Consider the following 17,369-nt stretch of genomic DNA (forward strand, 5'->3'; position numbering starts at 1 on the left):
ACGGGAGGAAGGTTGGCCACAGGCGTGGCTAATGCTGACAAAGGGTAGGGGACGGGATTGGCTGGGTGAACGGTGGCTGCGGGCGAGAGGATGTGAGCCATGGCTGGAACGGCGGCGTGTGGCGCCTAGGAGCGCTCCGCAGGAACGGTGAGGGGCGCAGCCGGAGAAGGGAGAATACGTTCGGCGGAACAGATATAAGAAAAGCCCCTCGGGGGAGGGGCTTGGCGGCTACATTTCGGTCAGGGAGCGGTCACCTGACCATTCGATGTGGAATGTGCCGTCCCGGTCCACACGCTTGAAAGTGTGGGCGCCGAAGAAGTCGCGCTGGCCCTGGATTAGAGCAGCAGGGAGGCGCTCGGCTCGCAAGCTGTCGTAGTAGGAGAGGGAAGAGACAAAGACCGGAACCGGCAGGCCCAGCTGCGTTGCAGCAACGACGACGCGGCGCCACGGGTCGATGAGGTTCTCCAGCTCGCCCTTGAAATACGGGTCCAAAATCAAGGCAGGCAGGTCGGCATTGTTGTCGTAGGCCTCACGGATGCGGTCGAGGAACTTCGCACGAATGATGCAACCACCGCGCCAGATTGTAGCCAAGTCACGTGGGTCCACGTTCCAGCCGAACTCCTCGGAGCCAGCCTTGATCTCATCGAAGCCCTGAGAGTAGGCAATGAGCTTTGCGGCATACAGTGCACGGCGAACGTCTTCGACGAACTCGGCCTTATCTACGTTGAGCTCGGTAATGGTTCCGGAGGGCAGCTGGCCCTCCTGGGCAGCTGCACGCTGAGCGGTGGCAGAGGAGAGCGCACGCGCGAACACCGATTCCGCAATGCCGGTGATCGGCACGCCCAGCTCGAGGCCATTAATGGCGGTCCAACGGCCGGTGCCCTTCTGGCCGGCGGCGTCCACGATGACGTCGACAAGCGGGGCACCTGTCTCCGGATCCTTTTGTGCCAGCACTTCGGCGGTGATCTCAATGAGGTAGGAGTCCAGGTCGCCGGCGTTCCACTCGCGGAAAACCTCAGCGATTTCAGCTGGTTCCATGCCTGCACCATAACGAAGCAGCTGGTATGCCTCACCGATAACCTGCATGTCGGCGTATTCGATGCCGTTGTGCACCATCTTGACAAAGTGACCCGCGCCATCCGGTCCAATGTGGGTCACACATGGCGTTCCGTCCACTTCTGCTGCGATCGATTCAAGGATTGGACCCAGGGTCTCCCAAGACTCTGCTGGGCCGCCAGGCATGATGGACGGGCCATTGAGCGCGCCTTCTTCACCACCGGAAATTCCCGCGCCGACAAAGTGACGGCCCTTAGCCGCCACCTCCTTCTCACGGCGAATGGTGTCCGTGAATAAGGCGTTGCCGCCATCAATAATAATGTCGCCCTCATCCATCGCCTCGGTGAGCTGATTGATGACGGCGTCGGTAGCCGCGCCAGCCTGCACCATGATGATTGCCTTGCGGGGGCGCTCGAGGGAGGCAACGAAATCTTCGACAGTTTCGGACGGGATGAAGGTACCTTCATCACCGTGCTCACTGATGAGCGCGCGGGTCTTTTCCGGACTGCGGTTGTAGACCGCGACGGTATTTCCGTTTCGGGCAAAGTTACGCGCGAGGTTGGAGCCCATTACAGCGAGGCCCACAACGCCAATCTGAGCAAGATCTGTCTTTTCAGCAGTTTGAGTCATGTCCACCATCCTACGTCACCGATATCCACTAACCTGGTGTGGCATGAAACACTCTGAAATCTTTGAAAAGTTTGTCGCGGTATCCCAAACACGGCCGCTCAACGCTGAGGAACTTGACATCATCAACTCTCACCCACAGGGGCTTGCCGGGCTCATCGGACTGCGCTTCACACACATCTCGGCTGATGAGATTCGCTCCGAGGTCGACGTCGTTCCAGACCACCACCAGCCGTGGGGCGTGGCGAATGGCGGGCTTTTCTGCACGATTACGGAGTCCACTGCATCTGTCGGCAGCCTCATTCTCGCGGGCAAGCCGGTTGTCGGCGTGAACAACAACACAGACTTCCTTAAACCGGTAGCCGAAGGCACCGTCAGCGCCGTCGCTACGCCGCTGTACAAGGGCCGCCGCACGCAGCTGTGGGAAGTAAAAATCAGCCAGGGCGATGTACTTCTCGCTGCTTCCACACTGCGCACCATGGTGGTGCAGTAGCCCCTACAGCCAGTTATTGCGCCGGAACCACCACCACATTCCGGCCACGACCAAGACCATGAGGCCAATTGCCCCGTAATAGCCCCAAGGAAAATGCAGCTCCGGCATGACATCAAAGTTCATACCGTAGATACCCGCCACGAGCGTCGGAGCGGCCCACATGCCAACCACCGCAGAGATCGTGCGCATGTCGGAGTTTTGCTGCATGTTGATTTTGGCGACGGAGGCGTCGATAAGCGAGGTCAAGCGCTCGTCAAAGCCCGCCACCTGGTCTTGAACGACGAGCTGGTGATCGTTGACATCGCGCAGATAGGAGCGAATCGTCTTCGGAATGAGATCCTTGTGGTCTGCGACCATCGCCCGCAAAGCCGGCGAGAGCGGCACGATCGCGTGCTTCATCTCCAGAATCTCTCGCTTAAACATGTAGATACGGTCAATGTTGGGCAGCGAATTCGGGGTGAAGATTTCTTCTTCTAGTTCGTCGACCTCGATGGCGATGAGGCGGCAGATCTCCGAATAGCGGTCCACCATCATGTCCAAAATCTTCCACGCGAGCGATATGGGGCCCTGCTCAACTAGGTCCTGTTCATCCTGAATCACGTAGGCTAAGTTGGGCAGCTTCGCTGAGTGACGGACCGTGATAATGAATGTGTCGCCGATGATCATCTGAATTTCACCCGTGGAGATGATCTGGCGCTTATCGGCAACTTCATCGTGGTCGCGGTAGTTCACTGACCGTGCCACCACGAAGAGCTGGTCATCGTAGCGCTCTAATTTCGGGCGCTGGTGGGCCTGGACCGTGTCTTCAACGATGAGTTCGTGGATGCGGAACTCAGCCGCCACCTTCGTCATCTGGGACTCTAAGGGCTCATGCAGGCCTACCCACACGAAGCCGCGGCCGTATTCTTCCACGGTTTGCAGCGCGCTGTGCGGGGTGAACTCACCGGGCAGTGCCTCGCCGTCGATGAACACTCGGCAGTGCTCAATGGCGCGCTCGACAGGCACAGAAAAACTCGGCGAATTATTGTCCGAAGTGTTTTTCTTGCGTGGCTTGAATGGTGACGGTACAGATGGCATCGTGTCTCAGCCTCCTTCGCTTCGTATAGGCGTTTTATAAGAGCGGCTAAATCTTACACCTCTAAAGGCCTATACTCGTTGTCATGCCTACCTGGAAAGAAGTAACTGCAGCGAATCCCGCCCATTCCCACAATTTTGCACGGAAATGGAAGACGCTACGGGCCCAGGGCAAGGATATCGATGGGGAAGCCCGGCTTATCGACGCCATGAGTGAACGCCACTCCCGCGTTCTCGACGCCGGCTGCGGTTCCGGACGTCTTGGCGGTGAGTTGGTAAAACGCGGGCATACCGTCGTGGGCGTGGACGTCGATCCCATCTTGATCGAACATGCGGTCAACGATTATCCGGAGGCCCGCTGGGAGGTAGGTGATCTTTCCGAGGAGGAAATCCCCGAGAATAACTTCGACATCGCCGTGGCTGCGGGCAACGTCATGACTTTCATTGCTACCGAAGGGCGTGAGGCGGCCTTGCGCAATGTGTTTAACGCGCTACGCCCCGGCGGCCGCTTCGTCGTCGGTTTTGGCGAGGGCCGCGGCTGGGGCTTTGAGGACTTCCTCGACCTCGCTCGCTCAGTGGGTTATCGGGTCGATTTCATCTTTGCATCCTGGGACATGAAGGTCTTTAAGGAGAATTCCACCTTCATGGTGGCCGTGCTTACCCGCCCAGGCGCCGATCTGCTGGGCTAACTTTGTGCCTCCGCGGCGAGGCGCCGGAGCCGGTGGCCGTGGTCAACGGGGCCGTGTCCGTGCCCGACGTGGAGCGCATCCGCATGCACGATCGCCTCGTGGAGCCATTCAGTTGCCCATACCAGTGCCTCGTCGAGGGATTGGCCCGCGCCCAAACGCGCCGCTAGGGCAGAGGACAGAGAGCAGCCGGTGCCGTGCGTGTTCTTCGTATCAATCCGCGGGCAGGGCACGCGCGTGATTTCGCCGGAAGGGCTTACGGTCGCGTTATCGGCCTGAGCACCATCGAGGTGCCCGCCTTTGACTACGACCCACGTGTCGTTCTCGTGGGCCCACTCGGTTGCAACAGAAAGAGCATCATCAAAGGTGCGCGGTTCTGCTACGCCCGCGAGGACTGCAAGCTCCGGCAGGTTGGGGGTGACCACTGTCGCGCGGCAAGCCAGCTCACGTACTGCGCGTTCCGCCTCCGGCTCGAGCAGGCGGTCACCGCTGGAGGCGACCATGACCGGATCGCAGACCACCGGCACACCCGTGGGGAGGGAAGTAATGAAGTCGCTCACCGCTTCGGTAATGGCAACAGAGCCCAGCATGCCGATCTTGACGGCGTCGATAGTCACGTCGTCCTTGACACTTTCCAGCTGTTCGCGCAAAAAGTCCACCGGTGGGGTGTGGATAGCGCGCACGCCCTGCGTATTCTGCGCCACCAGGGCGGTCACCACGGCCATGCCGTAGGCCCCAGCGGCCTCAAAAGACTTGAGGTCGGCGTGAATACCAGCGCCGCCCGTGGGATCGGTGCCGGCAATGCTGAGGACACGAGGCAGCGCAGGTTGGCTCACGGTTTTCTCCTTAAGCTAGGTTGGTCTTCCCTCTACCGTACATGGGCAAAGAGAAAGGAGAGAGGATATATCCTCTCTCCTTAAAAGACGCGTAAGACCTAGTGGAGGTCGCGGTCAATCACGTTGCGAGCAACGCGCTGCTGCTGGGTGATCTCCAGATTGCCGCGGTCGCGCGAGAAGGCGTTGAGCAGCCAGTGCAGCGCAACGAGGGTGCGGCTGCGGAAGCCAACGATGTAGAAGATGTGCAGACCAAGCCAGGAAATCCAAGCCGGGAAACCAGCGAACTCAGTCTTGCCCAGCTTGACCACTGCGTTGAAGCGGGAAATGACGGCCATGGAGCCCTTGTCGAAGTACTCAAACGGCTCGGCCTCGTTAGCGGTGGACTCTTCATCAATCTTGGCCTCGATGAGCTTGCCCACGTGGTTGCCACCTTGGATGGCCACCTGGGCCACACCCGGAAGGCGATTGAGGGAAATCATGTCGCCGACGATGTAGACGTTCTTGTACTCACCAACCGTGAGGTCCTCGTTGACAGAGACACGGCCGGCACGGTCCGCCTCCACACCTGCCTGGTCAGCGATAAGCTTGCCCAACGGGGAAGCAGCGACACCTGCGGACCAGATCTTGGTCGCGGCCTCGATGGTGACCTCTTCCTCAGTCTTCATGTTCTTGTAGGTGACGGCGTCAGCGGTGACGTCGGTGACCATGGCGTTGAGGCGCACGTCAACGCCCAGCTTCTCCAAGGTGCGCTGAGCCTTGCGGCCGAGGCGCTTGCCAAAGGGCGGAAGAACCTGCGGGGCACCATCCAGCAGGTAAATCTTGGCGGAGGAAGAACCGAAGTTGGAGTATTCGCCAGCAAACGTACGCTGTGCCAGCTCAGCAATCTGGCCGGTGAGCTCAACACCAGTCGGGCCAGCTCCGACGATGACGAAGGTCAGCAGCTTCTCACGCTTGGCAGGATCTTCTTCCAACTCAGCCTTCTCGAAGGCGGAGATGATGCGGGAGCGGATCTCGAAGGCGTCGTCAAGCGTCTTCATGCCCGGTGCGTGCTCGGCAAAGTGGTCGTTGCCGAAGTAGGATTGACCAGCGCCGGCGGCGACGATGAGGGAGTCGTAGCCGTAGGTGCGAACCGCGCCGTCAAGTTCTGCGGTGACGGTCTGATCCTTGATGTTGACGTCGGTAACCTCACCGTTGACGAAGTTGACGTTGTCCTGGTGGCGCAGGATCTGACGCGTGGATGGGGCGATCTCACCGGCGGAGATGACGCCGGTGGCGACCTGGTAAAGCATCGGCTGGAAGAGGTGGTGGTTCTTCTTGTCGATCAGGGTGATCTCAACATCCGCGTCCTTGAGCTTCTTAACGGCGTTGATGCCGCCGAAGCCGGCACCGATAACAACGACGTGGTGGCGGCCGTTACTAGGACGGTAGGGGGTGTGCGCCATGGTGATTGAATACCTTCCTTAAGAAAGCTAGATTATTTTACCCGAGTTAGTCTAAACCTTTCTAGCGGTACATGCATACTTTATGGGTTATTAACTGGCTTTTTAGGCCGCGCCTCCACCTTTTCGTGGCTCGCCCGTTTTAGTCTAAGAAAATACGTGTGTGCGATGAGGAAGGCTGGCTAGAGCGTGTATTCCCACTTGGCTTCGATTGACGCTGCGGCGTGGCCGGGCGTGGCCACCGTCCCTTCTTCACGCCTGCTGCGTTTCAAAAGCGACCGGTCGGAGGCGGAATTTGCGCAGGCGTGTTCCAAAGCTGGGGTCGAGTTGGACGGCGAGGACCCAGATCTAGCCGTGCTTCACGACGCCCTCTTCTCCCGCATCGCCGATTCAGGCTGGCTGGGCTTAGCCGAGTCTTATATGGCAGGGGAGTGGACGACGCCCGATTCCGATCGTTTGGTCAAAGTTCTCCTGCGGCTGCTGGGGGTGGGCTACCGGCCGAAGGCGAAAGAGCTTGCGGTGGAGACTTCGAGCCCGGGCGAGCTGCCTCTTGATGTGGTGAAACTGTATGCGGGTGATTCCCTCAGCCATTCGGGCGGCATCTTTGCTAGCGGCGTTCCCACAACGGTGCGTGAAGCGGTGCGCAGCTATAGTGCGCGGGTGGGGAGCAAAGAACCCAAAGAGCACTTCGTCGATGTGACAAGCGTGACCGAGCCGACGCACACCGACCGTGAGGACTTGGGCGATGCGCAGCGCCGCGCTGCACAGTGGCTTCTCGACGCCACCCGCACCGGCGCCGGCACACATCTTCTGGTTTATCCGGCGACTGGTCTGCAGGTAGCAATTCAAGCCGTTGCCCGGCGCGCCACCGTTGACGTCCTTACGGGGGATGCTGAGCAGCAGGCGCTGTTCGACGAACAACTACTCCTTGAGGGAGCCGCTGATTCTGTCCATGTGCAGGGCATCGAAACGGCGTTGCCCAATCCGAAGCAGTGGCGCGGGCGCTATGACGCGATAGTGAGCGTGGAGAAGCTAGAGACGCTATCGGCTCCCGAACGCCGGCGCTATGTGCAGATGCTGGATCGCTCGCTGGTCAGCGGTGGGCGAGTGGCCATGGGATCGCTCTTTGCTACCGAGGCGATGACTCCGGCCGCCCAGTCCGCGATTCAGGTTCTGCGAGCTTATATATGGCCTGGCCTGGATTACCCGACGCTGGAGGAGACCCACCGACTCTTCGATAGGCGCTCCAACCTGCGCATCATCGCTCAGACCCACACCGGAACCCACTACCTGGAAACGCTTCGTTACCAGCGCAGCTTCTTCGACGGGCGGCACCGCGAAGCTGCGGCAGCGGGCTTCGACCAGGTTTTCCGCCGCCTTTGGACGTTCCAGTTTGCTCTCCGCGAGGCGCTGCTCACCTTAGGGATGCTGGATGCGGTGCACGTGGTGGCGACCCACCGCAACCGCGGGGGTCGCCGTTAAGCGTCACCTCTTCTAGGGCGTGACGACCGGACGGGAGGCCCGTTCCAACAGCACTGCGATTGATTCATAGGTCCGTCCGGAGATCATCTCCAGGCCCATCTCGCAGGTGCGGTTATCGGAGACGAAGGCGTCGAAGTGTTCCGTGTCGAGAGAAACGCGCTCCTCGCGTGTGGCGGACTCGACGAGCTCCGGGTGCAGCATGACACGGTCACCGGCGGAGCCACAGCACATCGCGCCCTCCGGGACTTTGGCAGAGCCGCAGAGGTTTGCCAGGTCAACGAGCGCTTGGCTCATGCCCATGTGGTCAGTCGAGCAGGTTGGGTGTACGGCGATGCTGCCCATGTTTTTCACGATGGGCAGGTGTGGGGCGATTTCATCGCGCAGCCATTCCACGACATCGAGGATGCGCAGATCCTCCCAAAGCTTGCGGTCAGCAGGGGAGAGCACCTCAGGAACGGAATCTAGCAACCCGTGGGTGCAGCTGGCAGCATCGACCACGATGGGCAGCTGGCCGTGTTCCGACCAATGCCAGAGGTCGCGCACGATCTTTTGAGCCTGGTACTCAAATCCTTCCTTGTAGCCCTTGGACGACCACGGTGTACCACAGCAATCGCCCGCGACGTCCTCCGGAATCCACACTGGCTGGCCAGCGCGGCGTCCTAGTTCCACGATGGCGCGCGGGAGGTCGACTGAATCCTTGGCCGCGCCGGCTGGGCGGCCGAAGATGCGGTTGATGCAGGCAGGGAAGTAGAGTGCGCCAGCGCCCTCGCGCGGGGTTTCCGGCAGACGCGATGCGGCCTTCGGAAGCGGCCCCGGGACGGTGGGCAGCAAGTCGGGAGCTACCACGTTGCGAGCCATGTTGGCGCCCAGCTCGAGGGGCTTGTGGGGAATCTTGTTGGCGGAGATGATGCCAGCGCGGGCAAGCTTTTCCACCAGTTCCCAGCGCTGCGCCGTCGTCAGTGCCACCTTCTCGCGGGCCGGGGTAGCCTGTTGCGCGCGCAGCTGCTTCATGACCGCACCTGTATCGATGCTAATCGGGCAGGGGATAGAACAGGTGCCGTCTGCGGCGCACATGTCGACTGCGTCGTACTGGTACTCCTTCTGTAGCTGCGCCAGCACCTCCGAGCCTTCTTGCTGCCGGGCCATCTCGCGGCGCAGCACGATGCGCTGGCGTGGGGTCACCGTGGCGTGGCGCGAGGGGCAGACAGGCTCGCAGAAGCCGCACTCCACACACGGGTTGATTTCATTCTCGACCTTCGGGAAGGACTTGAAGTTGCGCAGGTGGATGGTTTGGTCGCGTGTAAGCTTCACGTTCGGCGCCAGGATGCCCTTGGGATCGATCATGTTCTTGACTTCCCAGAACAGCTCGAAGGCCTCTGTGCCCCACTCGTGCTCCAGGAAGGGAGCCATGTTTACGCCGGTGCCGTGCTCGGCCTTCATTGAGCCCTGGTACTTATCAATGACCAGCTCGGCCAGATCATCCAAGAACGCGGCATAGGACTCGCGCTCTTCCTCGACATCAAAACGCGGGGTGAAGAAGAAGTGCAGGTTGCCAAAAGCAGCGTGCCCCATGACGGATTCCGGGTAGCCATACTTGGCCTGCAAGTCCAACAGGTCTGCTGCGGCTTCGCCAACCTGAGAGGGCGGGAAGCAGACATCCTCGGTGATGTACGCCGTGCCGTTCGGGCGGTCTGCGCCCAGCAGGCCATAGAGGCCGTTGCGCAGTTCCCACGCACCGCGCATACCTTCTGCGGTGGTGAGGAATTCGAGGGGGCGGAGTAGTGGGGCGTCGGCAAGCACGGTGCGTAGGCGATCCATGGCCTTGTCCAAATCTGCCTCGTCGCTGCCGCCCACCTCGACGAGGAGTGCCGCGGCATCATCATCAAGGTTGCGCCAGGATTCCGGCGCATGCGCATAGTGTTCGGCCGAGCGGCGCATGACCGGGGCGACCAGGAGTTCGCAGGCTTCCGCGCCGGTTTCCATGATGGGGTGCACGTAGTTTGCGGCATCACGCAGGTTGGGCAGCTCGACCCACGTCGTGGCCTTCACACGCGGTAGCTTCACCGTGCGGATGACGGATTCCGTGATGGCGCCGAAGATGCCCTCGGAACCGATGAGCAGGCGCTTGAGGATGTGCACGGGCTCATCCTCGTCGAGGAAGGCGTCGATACGAAGACCATTGGTGTTGCGGATGGAGAACTTGGTGCGCAGGAAGTCCACCATCTCGGTATTAGCGCGCAGCTTGTCGCGGAAGGCCAGTAGATCGGCGTGGAGCTTCGGCTCCTGCTTGCGGAAGACCTCATCACCGCGCGAAGTATCCACGATGGTGCCCGAAGGTAGGACGAAGATGAGCTCTTCAATGCTGTGGTAGCTATCGCGCTCTAAAGAGCAGCGCATGCCGCCGGAGTTATCGGCCAGCACGCCACCGATGGTGCACACGGACGTGGATCCCGGGTCCGGCCCCAGCATGAAGCCGTGGCGGGAGAGTACCGCCTGGGCATCGCCCAAGATGACGCCGGGGCGGGACCACAGCTTGCGGCCTTCTTCGCGCACCTCCATGCCGCCGAAGTGGGTTTTGACATCGACGAGGATGTCATCGCCCATGGCCTGGCCGTTCAGCGACGTTCCTGCTGCGCGGAAGGTCATGTGGCGATCGTGAGTATCGCAGTACTTCATCAGCGCAGCGAGGTCCGTGGCGTTGCGCGGGGAGACCACGATGTTCGGGATGGAGCGGTAAGGGCCGGCATCAGAGGAGAAGCGCACGAGGTCGCTGAGACGTCCGTGCACGTTCTCGTGACCAACGATGGCTTCCATGTCCGCCACCAGCTCGGCGGGGGAGCCGTTCTTGTAGTGTGCAGAAACCGCGTCGGCCTGGCTCGTGGTGCCGGCTGGGCGGGAGAAACGAGAGGAATCGGGGCTTAAAAGCTTGGACATATTTCTAATCTATCGCGTGACAGTAAATCTGGACCAAAACGGGTACGTGAGGTTCATCATATGGGATACTCAATTCATCTAGTGAGACATACTCTGGAAAGGAAACACCATGACGAACCCGCGTACAGAGGGGGAGACCGGCGAGAAACTCGCCGTCTACATCTTTCCCATCGTTATTATTGCCTGCGCCATTGTCGCCTTTGTGAGTCCCAGTACCTTTGAACCGGTGGGGCAGTACACCTCGCAGTTGCTCATGGTCATCATGTTTTCCATGGGCCTTACCCTGACTATTCCGGACCTGGCCCTAGTGGCGAAGCGCCCGCTGCCCATCTTCTTGGGCGTTATTTGTCAATTTGCCATCATGCCGACGAGTGCTGTGCTCGTGGCGAAAATGCTAGGGCTTTCCGACGCCGCCACTGTCGGCCTGATCCTCCTCGGGTCTGTGCCCGGCGGTACTGCCTCCAATGTGATGGCCTACCTGGCTAAGGGCGATGTAGCGTTGTCGGTGGCGATGACTTCGGTGTCAACCCTCGTCTCGCCGATCATGACGCCGGTGCTCATGCTGTGGTTGGCGGGACAAACCGCAGAGGTTGACGGTGCCGGCATGGTGTGGTCGCTGGTCCAGACCGTCCTCATTCCGGTGGGCCTGGGCCTGTTGCTGCGCGTGATTGCTACTAAAGCTGTGGACAAGGTTCTGCCGGCCTTGCCGTGGGTGGCCATCGCTGGCATCGGCGGCGTGGTCATGGCGGTGGTGTCAAAGTCCCAGGACAAGCTCGTGACCGTGGGGCTCGTGGTATTCGTGGGCGTGGCTATCCAGAATCTCATCGGATTTCTTTTCGGCTACTATCTGGCGAAAATTGCTCGCCAGCGCGAGGCAGCGGCACGCACCACGGCAATTGAAGTGGCGACCCAGAACTCCGGTCTGGCCTCGGCATTGGCGCTGCAGTTCTTCACTCCGGAGGCGGCGATTCCGGGTGTGGTCGCCGCGGTGTGGGCAAATATTACTGGTGCGCTCTTCTCCGCCATCGTGCGCCGTAAACCCATCGAGGAAGATGCGAAGGCTGCTGAAGCTGCTGTTACTGCGTAGTTTCTAGGCAGGCTGAGTAGATTAAGGGCTCGTGATAGGTGGTTGGCACTTTTGGCAGCAGTGGGGCACAACCACCCATGAATGGCGCCCGCAGGCGGTGTCAGGTGAAGCGTGACGTGAGTAGAGCCCGCAACGCCGCAATAAAAATCTCCCCGACCTTGGTGCTTCAGACCAGAAAGAGTCGGGGAGATGTTTGTATTTAAAGACCTAAACCTGGGACAGGTCCTGATCCTTTAGCTCCTGCATCATGAGGATGGCGATGAGGGAGATGAAGCAAACGATAACCAGGTAGTAGCCCACGTAGCTCACGTTGTATGTGCTTACGAGCCACGTTGCGATGAACGGGGCCACGGCGGCGCCGAGGATAGAGGACACGTTGTACGCGATGCCGGAGCCGGTGTAGCGCACGTTGGTGGGGAAGAGCTCTGGGAGAACGGCGGACATAGGGCCGAAGATGAGGCCCATGATGAACATGCCAACGACCAGGAACCCAAGGACGGAGTTGCGGTCAGCGTGCGCAATGCCCAAGAAGTACGGGAAGCTGAAGCCGAAGGCAATCATGATAAGCGAGGTTATGGTCAAGATCGGCTTGCGTCCGTACTTGTCCGAGAGCATGGAGGACACCGGAATGCCGATGATGAACATGAAGATAGAGATCAGTTGGATCTCCAGGAACTCCAGGTAGGGGATGCCCAAACCCAGCTCCTTGGTCTTATCGCCAATACCGTAGGAAAGGATCCAGGTGGTGACCAGGTAGAATAGGGTGTAGCAAGAGACCATCACGAAGGTGCCAATGATCATCGGCTTCCATGCTGTGCGGAAAGCCTCCACCATAGGGGTCTTGACCTTCTTGCCTTCATCAACGGCCTGCTGGAAAACCGGTGTTTCTTCCAGGCGCAAGCGGACGTAGAGACCGATGAGCACCATCACAGCAGAGGCGAGGAAGGGCAGGCGCCAGCCCCATTCCATGAAGGTGCCGGTGGTATCGCCGCGCGAGTAATCCATGGTGGCTACGAGCGTCAGGAAGAAGCCATTGGCCAGTAGGAAGCCGAAGGGTGCGCCAAACTGCGGCCACATGGCGGCAAAAGCTCGTTTACCTTCCTTCGCGGTCTCGGAGGCCAGCAAAGCTGCACCGGACCATTCGCCGCCCAGGCCCAAACCTTGGCAGAAGCGCATCAGGGCCAGCAGGGCCGGCGCGATAATGCCTGCGGTTTGGTAGGTAGGCAGGATACCAATGATAAAGGTGGCAATGCCCATCGTCAGGAGTGCGCCAACGAGCGTGGCTTTGCGGCCGATGCGATCGCCGAAGTGCCCAAAGAGCAGTGAGCCCAGTGGTCGAGCGATAAAGGCAAGGCCGAAGGTTGCAAAGGACTGCAGCAGGGCAACGGTCGGATCCTCAGTCTTCGGGAAGAAGAGGAAAGGAAAGACGGCTACGGCTGCCGTGGCATAAATGTAGAAATCATAGAACTCGATGGTCGTGCCAATAGTTGAAGCCACGGCCACACGCACACGGTCACGTTTGGTGAGCTGCTGTGCTGGGGCCGCTGCGTTTGGCGGTGTTGTGCTGACGGCGGTCATGTGAGAGGCGCCCTCCTTGATTATTTCGATAGGTCGATTGGTTGTGAGGGAAACACTACCGTCCCACGCAATGAAATAAAAGTCTCAATGGGTGAAAAATTTTTCTTGGGTAAGTTTTTGCATTGGGCGGGAAGTGGGCGCGTCGATTATCTGACATAATGTACATTATCGGACAATGTTTAAGGCAGTGGGCCAAGCGTGGTCTTTTAGCTAAACCTGGCCGGGTCCAGTGCGGGCCTTGACCGTGAGGTGTCGGTGTCCGTGGATTGTTGTGGCGCTGTGACGGGTGTGCTGTCCCCATCTTGCCGCCGTTCGGTGCTTAGGTGTCGAGACGTCCGCCTTGCAGTTTCTGGAATGCTTACTGTTCCTATATTGCGCTGTTGTTGTGGCATGACACTTTTCTGCTGATGCGCGGCTTCCTGCTTTTGTCAGTTTCCGGGCAGTCCATTTGCGTGCTCTTTATTGGCCTCAAGCAATGCACTGTACGCGTACGGGGTTAACCGCTGACAGCTCGTGACGTTCCCAATTTGCATCCCCTGTTTGCCGTGCGGCCGAGTCCCCTTATCGCCCAAATATAGTCACAGTTACGTAATTGGCCTATGTTCCTCTGTGGCTGTACCGAGTGCGAGTTTTAGCGCTGACGGTAGGCGATCACCAGCTGTACCGCCGTAAGGACTACGAGTAGCACTGAGAAGGCAGCGAGGAGCTTCATGTCTTGGGTCCAAATGAAGATGCTGAAGCCTGCGAGCACGACGAGCCGGATCCACAGGACTGGAATGAGATGGCGAGATTTCATAAGGAACCGTAGCTATTTCTTCTCAAAAGTTACGCGGACATTGATCTCGCCGGTTTCCGAGATTCGTGCGGCGATCATCTCTGGAGTCTCAATTCCGTAGTCGAGACGGTTAACCGGAATATCGCCGCCCAGGATGATGGTGCCACCATCGCGAACCACCTGGAAGTCCTGCGTCACGCTCTTGGTTTGACCGTGGATGGTGAGGTCACCTGTGAGTGGGATGGTAACCAGTGAGCCGTCGTCAGGCACGGCGGAGACATCAGCCGGCTCGGTCAACGTAAAGGTGGATTCTGGATACTTTGAGACCTCAAAGAGCTTCGTCTTCATGTTTTGGTCGCGCACCTTTTTATCCGTGGTCAAGGAGGACATGTCCACGGCGATGCGCGCCTTCTCGACGATGCCGTGCTGAATGGTAGCCTGCCCGGTGACGTGCTTGGTGGAACCAGACGTCGTGCGCTTATCTGCCGGGAGGATTTCGTCGATAGTAAACCCTGCTGAGGTGTGGTTATGTGCCGAACCTTGCGCCACCTGCCATTCGCCGTCGATGTCCGTTGTTGCGGCTTGGACCTTATCCGCGTTGATCGGCTCGGTCTGGACGCCACGGCCCATGATCAAAGAGAACGCTAGCGGTCCAAGGGCCAGTGCCGTTGAGGCCACAATCAGGATCACGAAGATGCTGACAATCAGTTTGCGGTTGCCTAGTACAGATTTCATGTGCTATCTCAATTCCTCAAGCTTGCGAGCCAATGTGACCAGTTCGGCACACAGTTCTTCCATTTCTTCAGCGCTGGCGCTTTCCGACGCCGCCGTGGCGACGTCCTCGGCACAGCATCGAAGCTCGAAGAGGCCGTCACGAAGTCGGTCGGCCTTCTCCGGAGTCAAGATGACAGCGTTGGCTGGAATAGGCGTCCCTGCGACGTTATGGCGCTGTTCGTACGCGCGTTGCTTGCACGAGGGCGAGCAAAACTTGCGAGGCCTTCCTCGGCCGCCCTGGGCGATCTCTTTGCCGCACCACTGGCAGGTAGCCGAGCCGCGCCTTGTTGGCTTTCCGGGCTGCGGATCCTGTGTACCAATCACCTCACACACCTTAGCCCATTAAACCGAGGGTGGGAACAAAGGCAGTGGGCCGTTCGTTATAATGATTGTTCTCTGGGTGATATGGGTCGACCCTGATCACTTCCCTACCTCAACACGTGAAAAGGATGATGTTGCATGGCAGATCGCGTACTCCGTGGCAGCCGCATGGGCGCAGTGAGTTACGAAACCGACCGCGACCACGACTTGGCCCCACGCCAAATGGTGAAGTACCGCACCGAAGACGGCGACATCTATGAGGTGCCCTTCGCTGACGATGCGGAGATCCCCGAGGAGTGGATGTGTAAGAACGGAAAACTCGGCACCCTGGTTGAAGGCGAAGGCGTCGAGTCCAAGCCCGTGAAGCCACCGCGGACCCACTGGGACATGCTGCGCGAGCGCCGCTCCATTGAGGAGTTGGATGAACTTTTGACCGAGCGCATTGAGAATCTTCGTTCTCGTCGCCGCGCGGCCGCCCGTCTGCTCAAGGAACAGAAGGCGCAGGAAGAAGGCGAAGCTTAGAGGGCTTCTAGGAAGCCCACAAAGACCACAGGGTAGCGGATCCACGATGACGTGGATACCGCTACCCTATTTTCGGCTTTAGGCCAGCTGGCGCGCACCGCGTTAGGAAGAAGAGCTATCGGGTGATTGCGAATTGAGTTCGGGCCATTGCAGCACTAGCTCGGCGAGATAGACCGCGAGAGCTGGGCCCAGCACCGCGAGGAAGAACAGGTAGCCTCCCCACTGCGCTGGGAAAAAGACGGGATACAGAACAAGCACTATGCCAGGCAATACTGCCAATAGAGTACGCGGTAGGTGCCCTACCGCCTTCATTATGGCCTGTGTGCTTCTTTGACGGAATCCGAGCCCCGGCGCATCGAGATGGAAGAACCATACGCTGACACAGCCCAATACGATAAGCCCCGAGATCAAGGCTGCACGCAGTATCAGGCCCATTGAACCCAGATCTGCCTTGGCAATAATGGCGAATTCATACGCGGCTAAGGCGGCGACGGCGAGGCAAATCAACCACCATGCGGTGTTGACCCCGGGACGCGTCAGAAGGCCCCGAACGAAGGCTGAGCCGCGGCGAGAACCTTCCTCCCGGACCATCTGCCCGGTCACCGCATGGGCGGTGCGCAAGGACATTCCCCCGGTGAACACGGGAAAGCACGTGATCACCAAGAGAACATTCACGATGACTAGGTCAGCGAAGAGGCTCAGAGCAGCGTAGAACTTCGATTCGGGGCCGAGCATGCGATTCATGGTTTTCTAACCTATCGCACCGGTTTAACCCTTCACGGCACCGGCAGCCACACCTTCGATGATGTGCTTCTGCGTGGAGAAGTAGAAGATGACGATGGGGATGATGGCCAGTACCAGCATGGCCATCATGGCACCCATATCGCGGTTACCGTTGGAGCCAACGAAGGACTGGATGACCACCGGGATGGTCTTGTATCGCGTGGACAGACCGATGACCAAGTACGGCAGCAGGTAGTCGTTCCACACCCACATGGCGTTGAGAATGGCCACGGTAATGGCAGTCGGCTTGAGCATGGGCCACACCACACGGAAGTAGTTTTGGATCGGCCCACAACCGTCGATCATCGCGGCTTCCTCGACATCCAGAGGGATGGACTTGACGAAGCCCGCAAACATGAACACCGACAGACCGGAACCGAAACCGAGGTAAAGCACCACGATACCGATCGGGTTGTTGAGGTGAAGCATGTCTGCAATCTTGACCGTCGGGAACATGACCATCTGGAAGGGGATGATCATGGAGACCACGAAGAGGTAGTACAGAAGGTTTGTCCACCACGTCTTGACGCGCGTGATGTAGTAGGCGGTCATCGCGGAGAAGAACACGATGACGATGACGGACAGGATCGTGATGATGAAGGACCACAAGGTCGCTTCCAAGAATCCCTGCTTGGTCAAGCCCACCATGAAGTTCTCGAAGCCGACCCACGTTTCACCGATGGGAAGCGAGAAAGGATCGGAGGAGATAGCGAACTTGGACTTAAAGGAGTTGATGAAGATGAAGAGGATCGGCCCAAGGAAGACGATGGTGAAGAACACCAGAATGGCGTAGACCACGAACTTGGCGCCGCCAGACATCCGAGTCTTATTATCCGAGGGAAGCTGGTGGTCCTTCTTCTTCGAGGCCGGAACGGCCTGCGCTGAAGTGCTGGTAGTCATAA

General features: G+C 59.2%; 16 protein-coding genes. 5 read left to right on the forward strand and 11 right to left on the reverse strand.

Annotation, left to right across the window (positions count from 1 at the left end; translation table 11 throughout):
* Positions 1 to 228: 228 nt before the first annotated feature.
* Positions 229 to 1,686 (reverse strand): NADP-dependent phosphogluconate dehydrogenase, encoded by a 1,458-nt coding sequence (gene gndA / locus HMPREF2996_RS03895; protein WP_070730194.1) that lies wholly within the window; start codon positions 1,684 to 1,686, stop codon positions 229 to 231.
* 43 nt (positions 1,687 to 1,729) lie between these two features.
* On the opposite strand from gndA, the gene HMPREF2996_RS03900 reads away from it, so the two are divergent.
* Positions 1,730 to 2,176 (forward strand): PaaI family thioesterase, encoded by a 447-nt coding sequence (locus tag HMPREF2996_RS03900; protein ID WP_070730196.1) that lies wholly within the window; start codon positions 1,730 to 1,732, stop codon positions 2,174 to 2,176.
* Positions 2,177 to 2,179: 3 nt separating this feature from the next.
* Here HMPREF2996_RS03900 and corA read toward each other — a convergent pair whose 3' ends face one another.
* A complete protein-coding gene (gene corA / locus HMPREF2996_RS03905) occupies positions 2,180 to 3,253 on the reverse strand; it encodes a magnesium/cobalt transporter CorA (protein ID WP_070643624.1) in 1,074 nt (357 codons plus the stop codon).
* Positions 3,254 to 3,336: 83 nt separating this feature from the next.
* On the opposite strand from corA, the gene HMPREF2996_RS03910 reads away from it, so the two are divergent.
* On the forward strand, positions 3,337 to 3,939 hold the full coding sequence (locus HMPREF2996_RS03910) for a class I SAM-dependent methyltransferase (RefSeq protein WP_070730198.1): 603 nt from the start codon (positions 3,337 to 3,339) through the stop codon (positions 3,937 to 3,939).
* On the opposite strand, the gene thiD is transcribed toward HMPREF2996_RS03910, so the two are convergent.
* Together thiD and HMPREF2996_RS03920 are read right to left on the reverse strand one after the other, a co-directional pair.
* The gene (thiD, locus tag HMPREF2996_RS03915) at positions 3,936 to 4,772 is read right to left on the reverse strand and encodes a bifunctional hydroxymethylpyrimidine kinase/phosphomethylpyrimidine kinase (RefSeq protein ID WP_070730201.1); all 837 of its coding nucleotides are present in this window, start codon (positions 4,770 to 4,772) and stop codon (positions 3,936 to 3,938) included. The two genes, HMPREF2996_RS03910 and thiD, sit on opposite strands and share 4 nt — an antisense overlap.
* A gap of 98 nt (positions 4,773 to 4,870) precedes the next feature.
* A complete protein-coding gene (locus tag HMPREF2996_RS03920; protein WP_070730202.1) occupies positions 4,871 to 6,214 on the reverse strand; it encodes an NAD(P)/FAD-dependent oxidoreductase in 1,344 nt (447 codons plus the stop codon).
* A gap of 186 nt (positions 6,215 to 6,400) precedes the next feature.
* Between HMPREF2996_RS03920 and HMPREF2996_RS03925 the strand changes: the two genes are divergently transcribed.
* Complete coding sequence (locus HMPREF2996_RS03925; RefSeq protein ID WP_070730205.1) at positions 6,401 to 7,693, forward strand: class I SAM-dependent methyltransferase; 1,293 nt, start codon at positions 6,401 to 6,403, stop codon at positions 7,691 to 7,693.
* 12 nt (positions 7,694 to 7,705) lie between these two features.
* Here HMPREF2996_RS03925 and HMPREF2996_RS03930 read toward each other — a convergent pair whose 3' ends face one another.
* Positions 7,706 to 10,627: an FAD-binding and (Fe-S)-binding domain-containing protein gene (locus HMPREF2996_RS03930; protein WP_070730206.1), complete on the reverse strand. Its 2,922-nt coding sequence runs from the start codon at positions 10,625 to 10,627 to the stop codon at positions 7,706 to 7,708.
* A gap of 109 nt (positions 10,628 to 10,736) precedes the next feature.
* Between HMPREF2996_RS03930 and HMPREF2996_RS03935 the strand changes: the two genes are divergently transcribed.
* On the forward strand, positions 10,737 to 11,714 hold the full coding sequence (locus HMPREF2996_RS03935) for a bile acid:sodium symporter family protein (RefSeq protein WP_070643609.1): 978 nt from the start codon (positions 10,737 to 10,739) through the stop codon (positions 11,712 to 11,714).
* A gap of 207 nt (positions 11,715 to 11,921) precedes the next feature.
* Here HMPREF2996_RS03935 and HMPREF2996_RS03940 read toward each other — a convergent pair whose 3' ends face one another.
* From HMPREF2996_RS03940 to HMPREF2996_RS03950, 4 genes are all read right to left on the reverse strand, one after another.
* A complete protein-coding gene (locus HMPREF2996_RS03940; RefSeq protein WP_070730209.1) occupies positions 11,922 to 13,292 on the reverse strand; it encodes an MFS transporter in 1,371 nt (456 codons plus the stop codon).
* Positions 13,293 to 13,923: 631 nt separating this feature from the next.
* The gene (locus HMPREF2996_RS12815) at positions 13,924 to 14,088 is read right to left on the reverse strand and encodes a hypothetical protein (RefSeq protein ID WP_168163667.1); all 165 of its coding nucleotides are present in this window, start codon (positions 14,086 to 14,088) and stop codon (positions 13,924 to 13,926) included.
* Between the two features lie 12 nt (positions 14,089 to 14,100).
* Entirely contained in the window at positions 14,101 to 14,802 is a 702-nt protein-coding gene (locus HMPREF2996_RS03945; protein WP_070717793.1) for a YceI family protein, read from the reverse strand.
* Positions 14,803 to 14,805: 3 nt separating this feature from the next.
* Positions 14,806 to 15,165 carry a hypothetical protein gene (locus HMPREF2996_RS03950; RefSeq protein ID WP_070643601.1) on the reverse strand — a complete coding sequence of 120 codons (360 nt, stop codon included), beginning with the start codon at positions 15,163 to 15,165 and terminating at the stop codon, positions 14,806 to 14,808.
* Between the two features lie 135 nt (positions 15,166 to 15,300).
* Here HMPREF2996_RS03950 and HMPREF2996_RS03955 point away from each other — a divergent pair, with 135 nt between their 5' ends.
* Positions 15,301 to 15,684: an RNA polymerase-binding protein RbpA gene (locus tag HMPREF2996_RS03955; protein WP_010186588.1), complete on the forward strand. Its 384-nt coding sequence runs from the start codon at positions 15,301 to 15,303 to the stop codon at positions 15,682 to 15,684.
* A gap of 102 nt (positions 15,685 to 15,786) precedes the next feature.
* Here the strand turns inward: HMPREF2996_RS03955 and musI are convergent, their stop codons facing one another.
* Both musI and HMPREF2996_RS03965 read right to left on the reverse strand, forming a co-directional pair.
* A complete protein-coding gene (gene musI / locus HMPREF2996_RS03960) occupies positions 15,787 to 16,428 on the reverse strand; it encodes an ABC transport system MusEFGK2I component MusI (RefSeq protein WP_070511924.1) in 642 nt (213 codons plus the stop codon).
* Between the two features lie 24 nt (positions 16,429 to 16,452).
* Positions 16,453 to 17,367: a carbohydrate ABC transporter permease gene (locus tag HMPREF2996_RS03965; protein ID WP_070643599.1), complete on the reverse strand. Its 915-nt coding sequence runs from the start codon at positions 17,365 to 17,367 to the stop codon at positions 16,453 to 16,455.
* Positions 17,368 to 17,369: the final 2 nt, after the last annotated feature.

Origin of the sequence: Corynebacterium sp. HMSC066C02, from assembly GCF_001814945.1 — a bacterium.
Classification (GTDB): Bacteria; Actinomycetota; Actinomycetes; order Mycobacteriales; family Mycobacteriaceae; genus Corynebacterium; species Corynebacterium aurimucosum.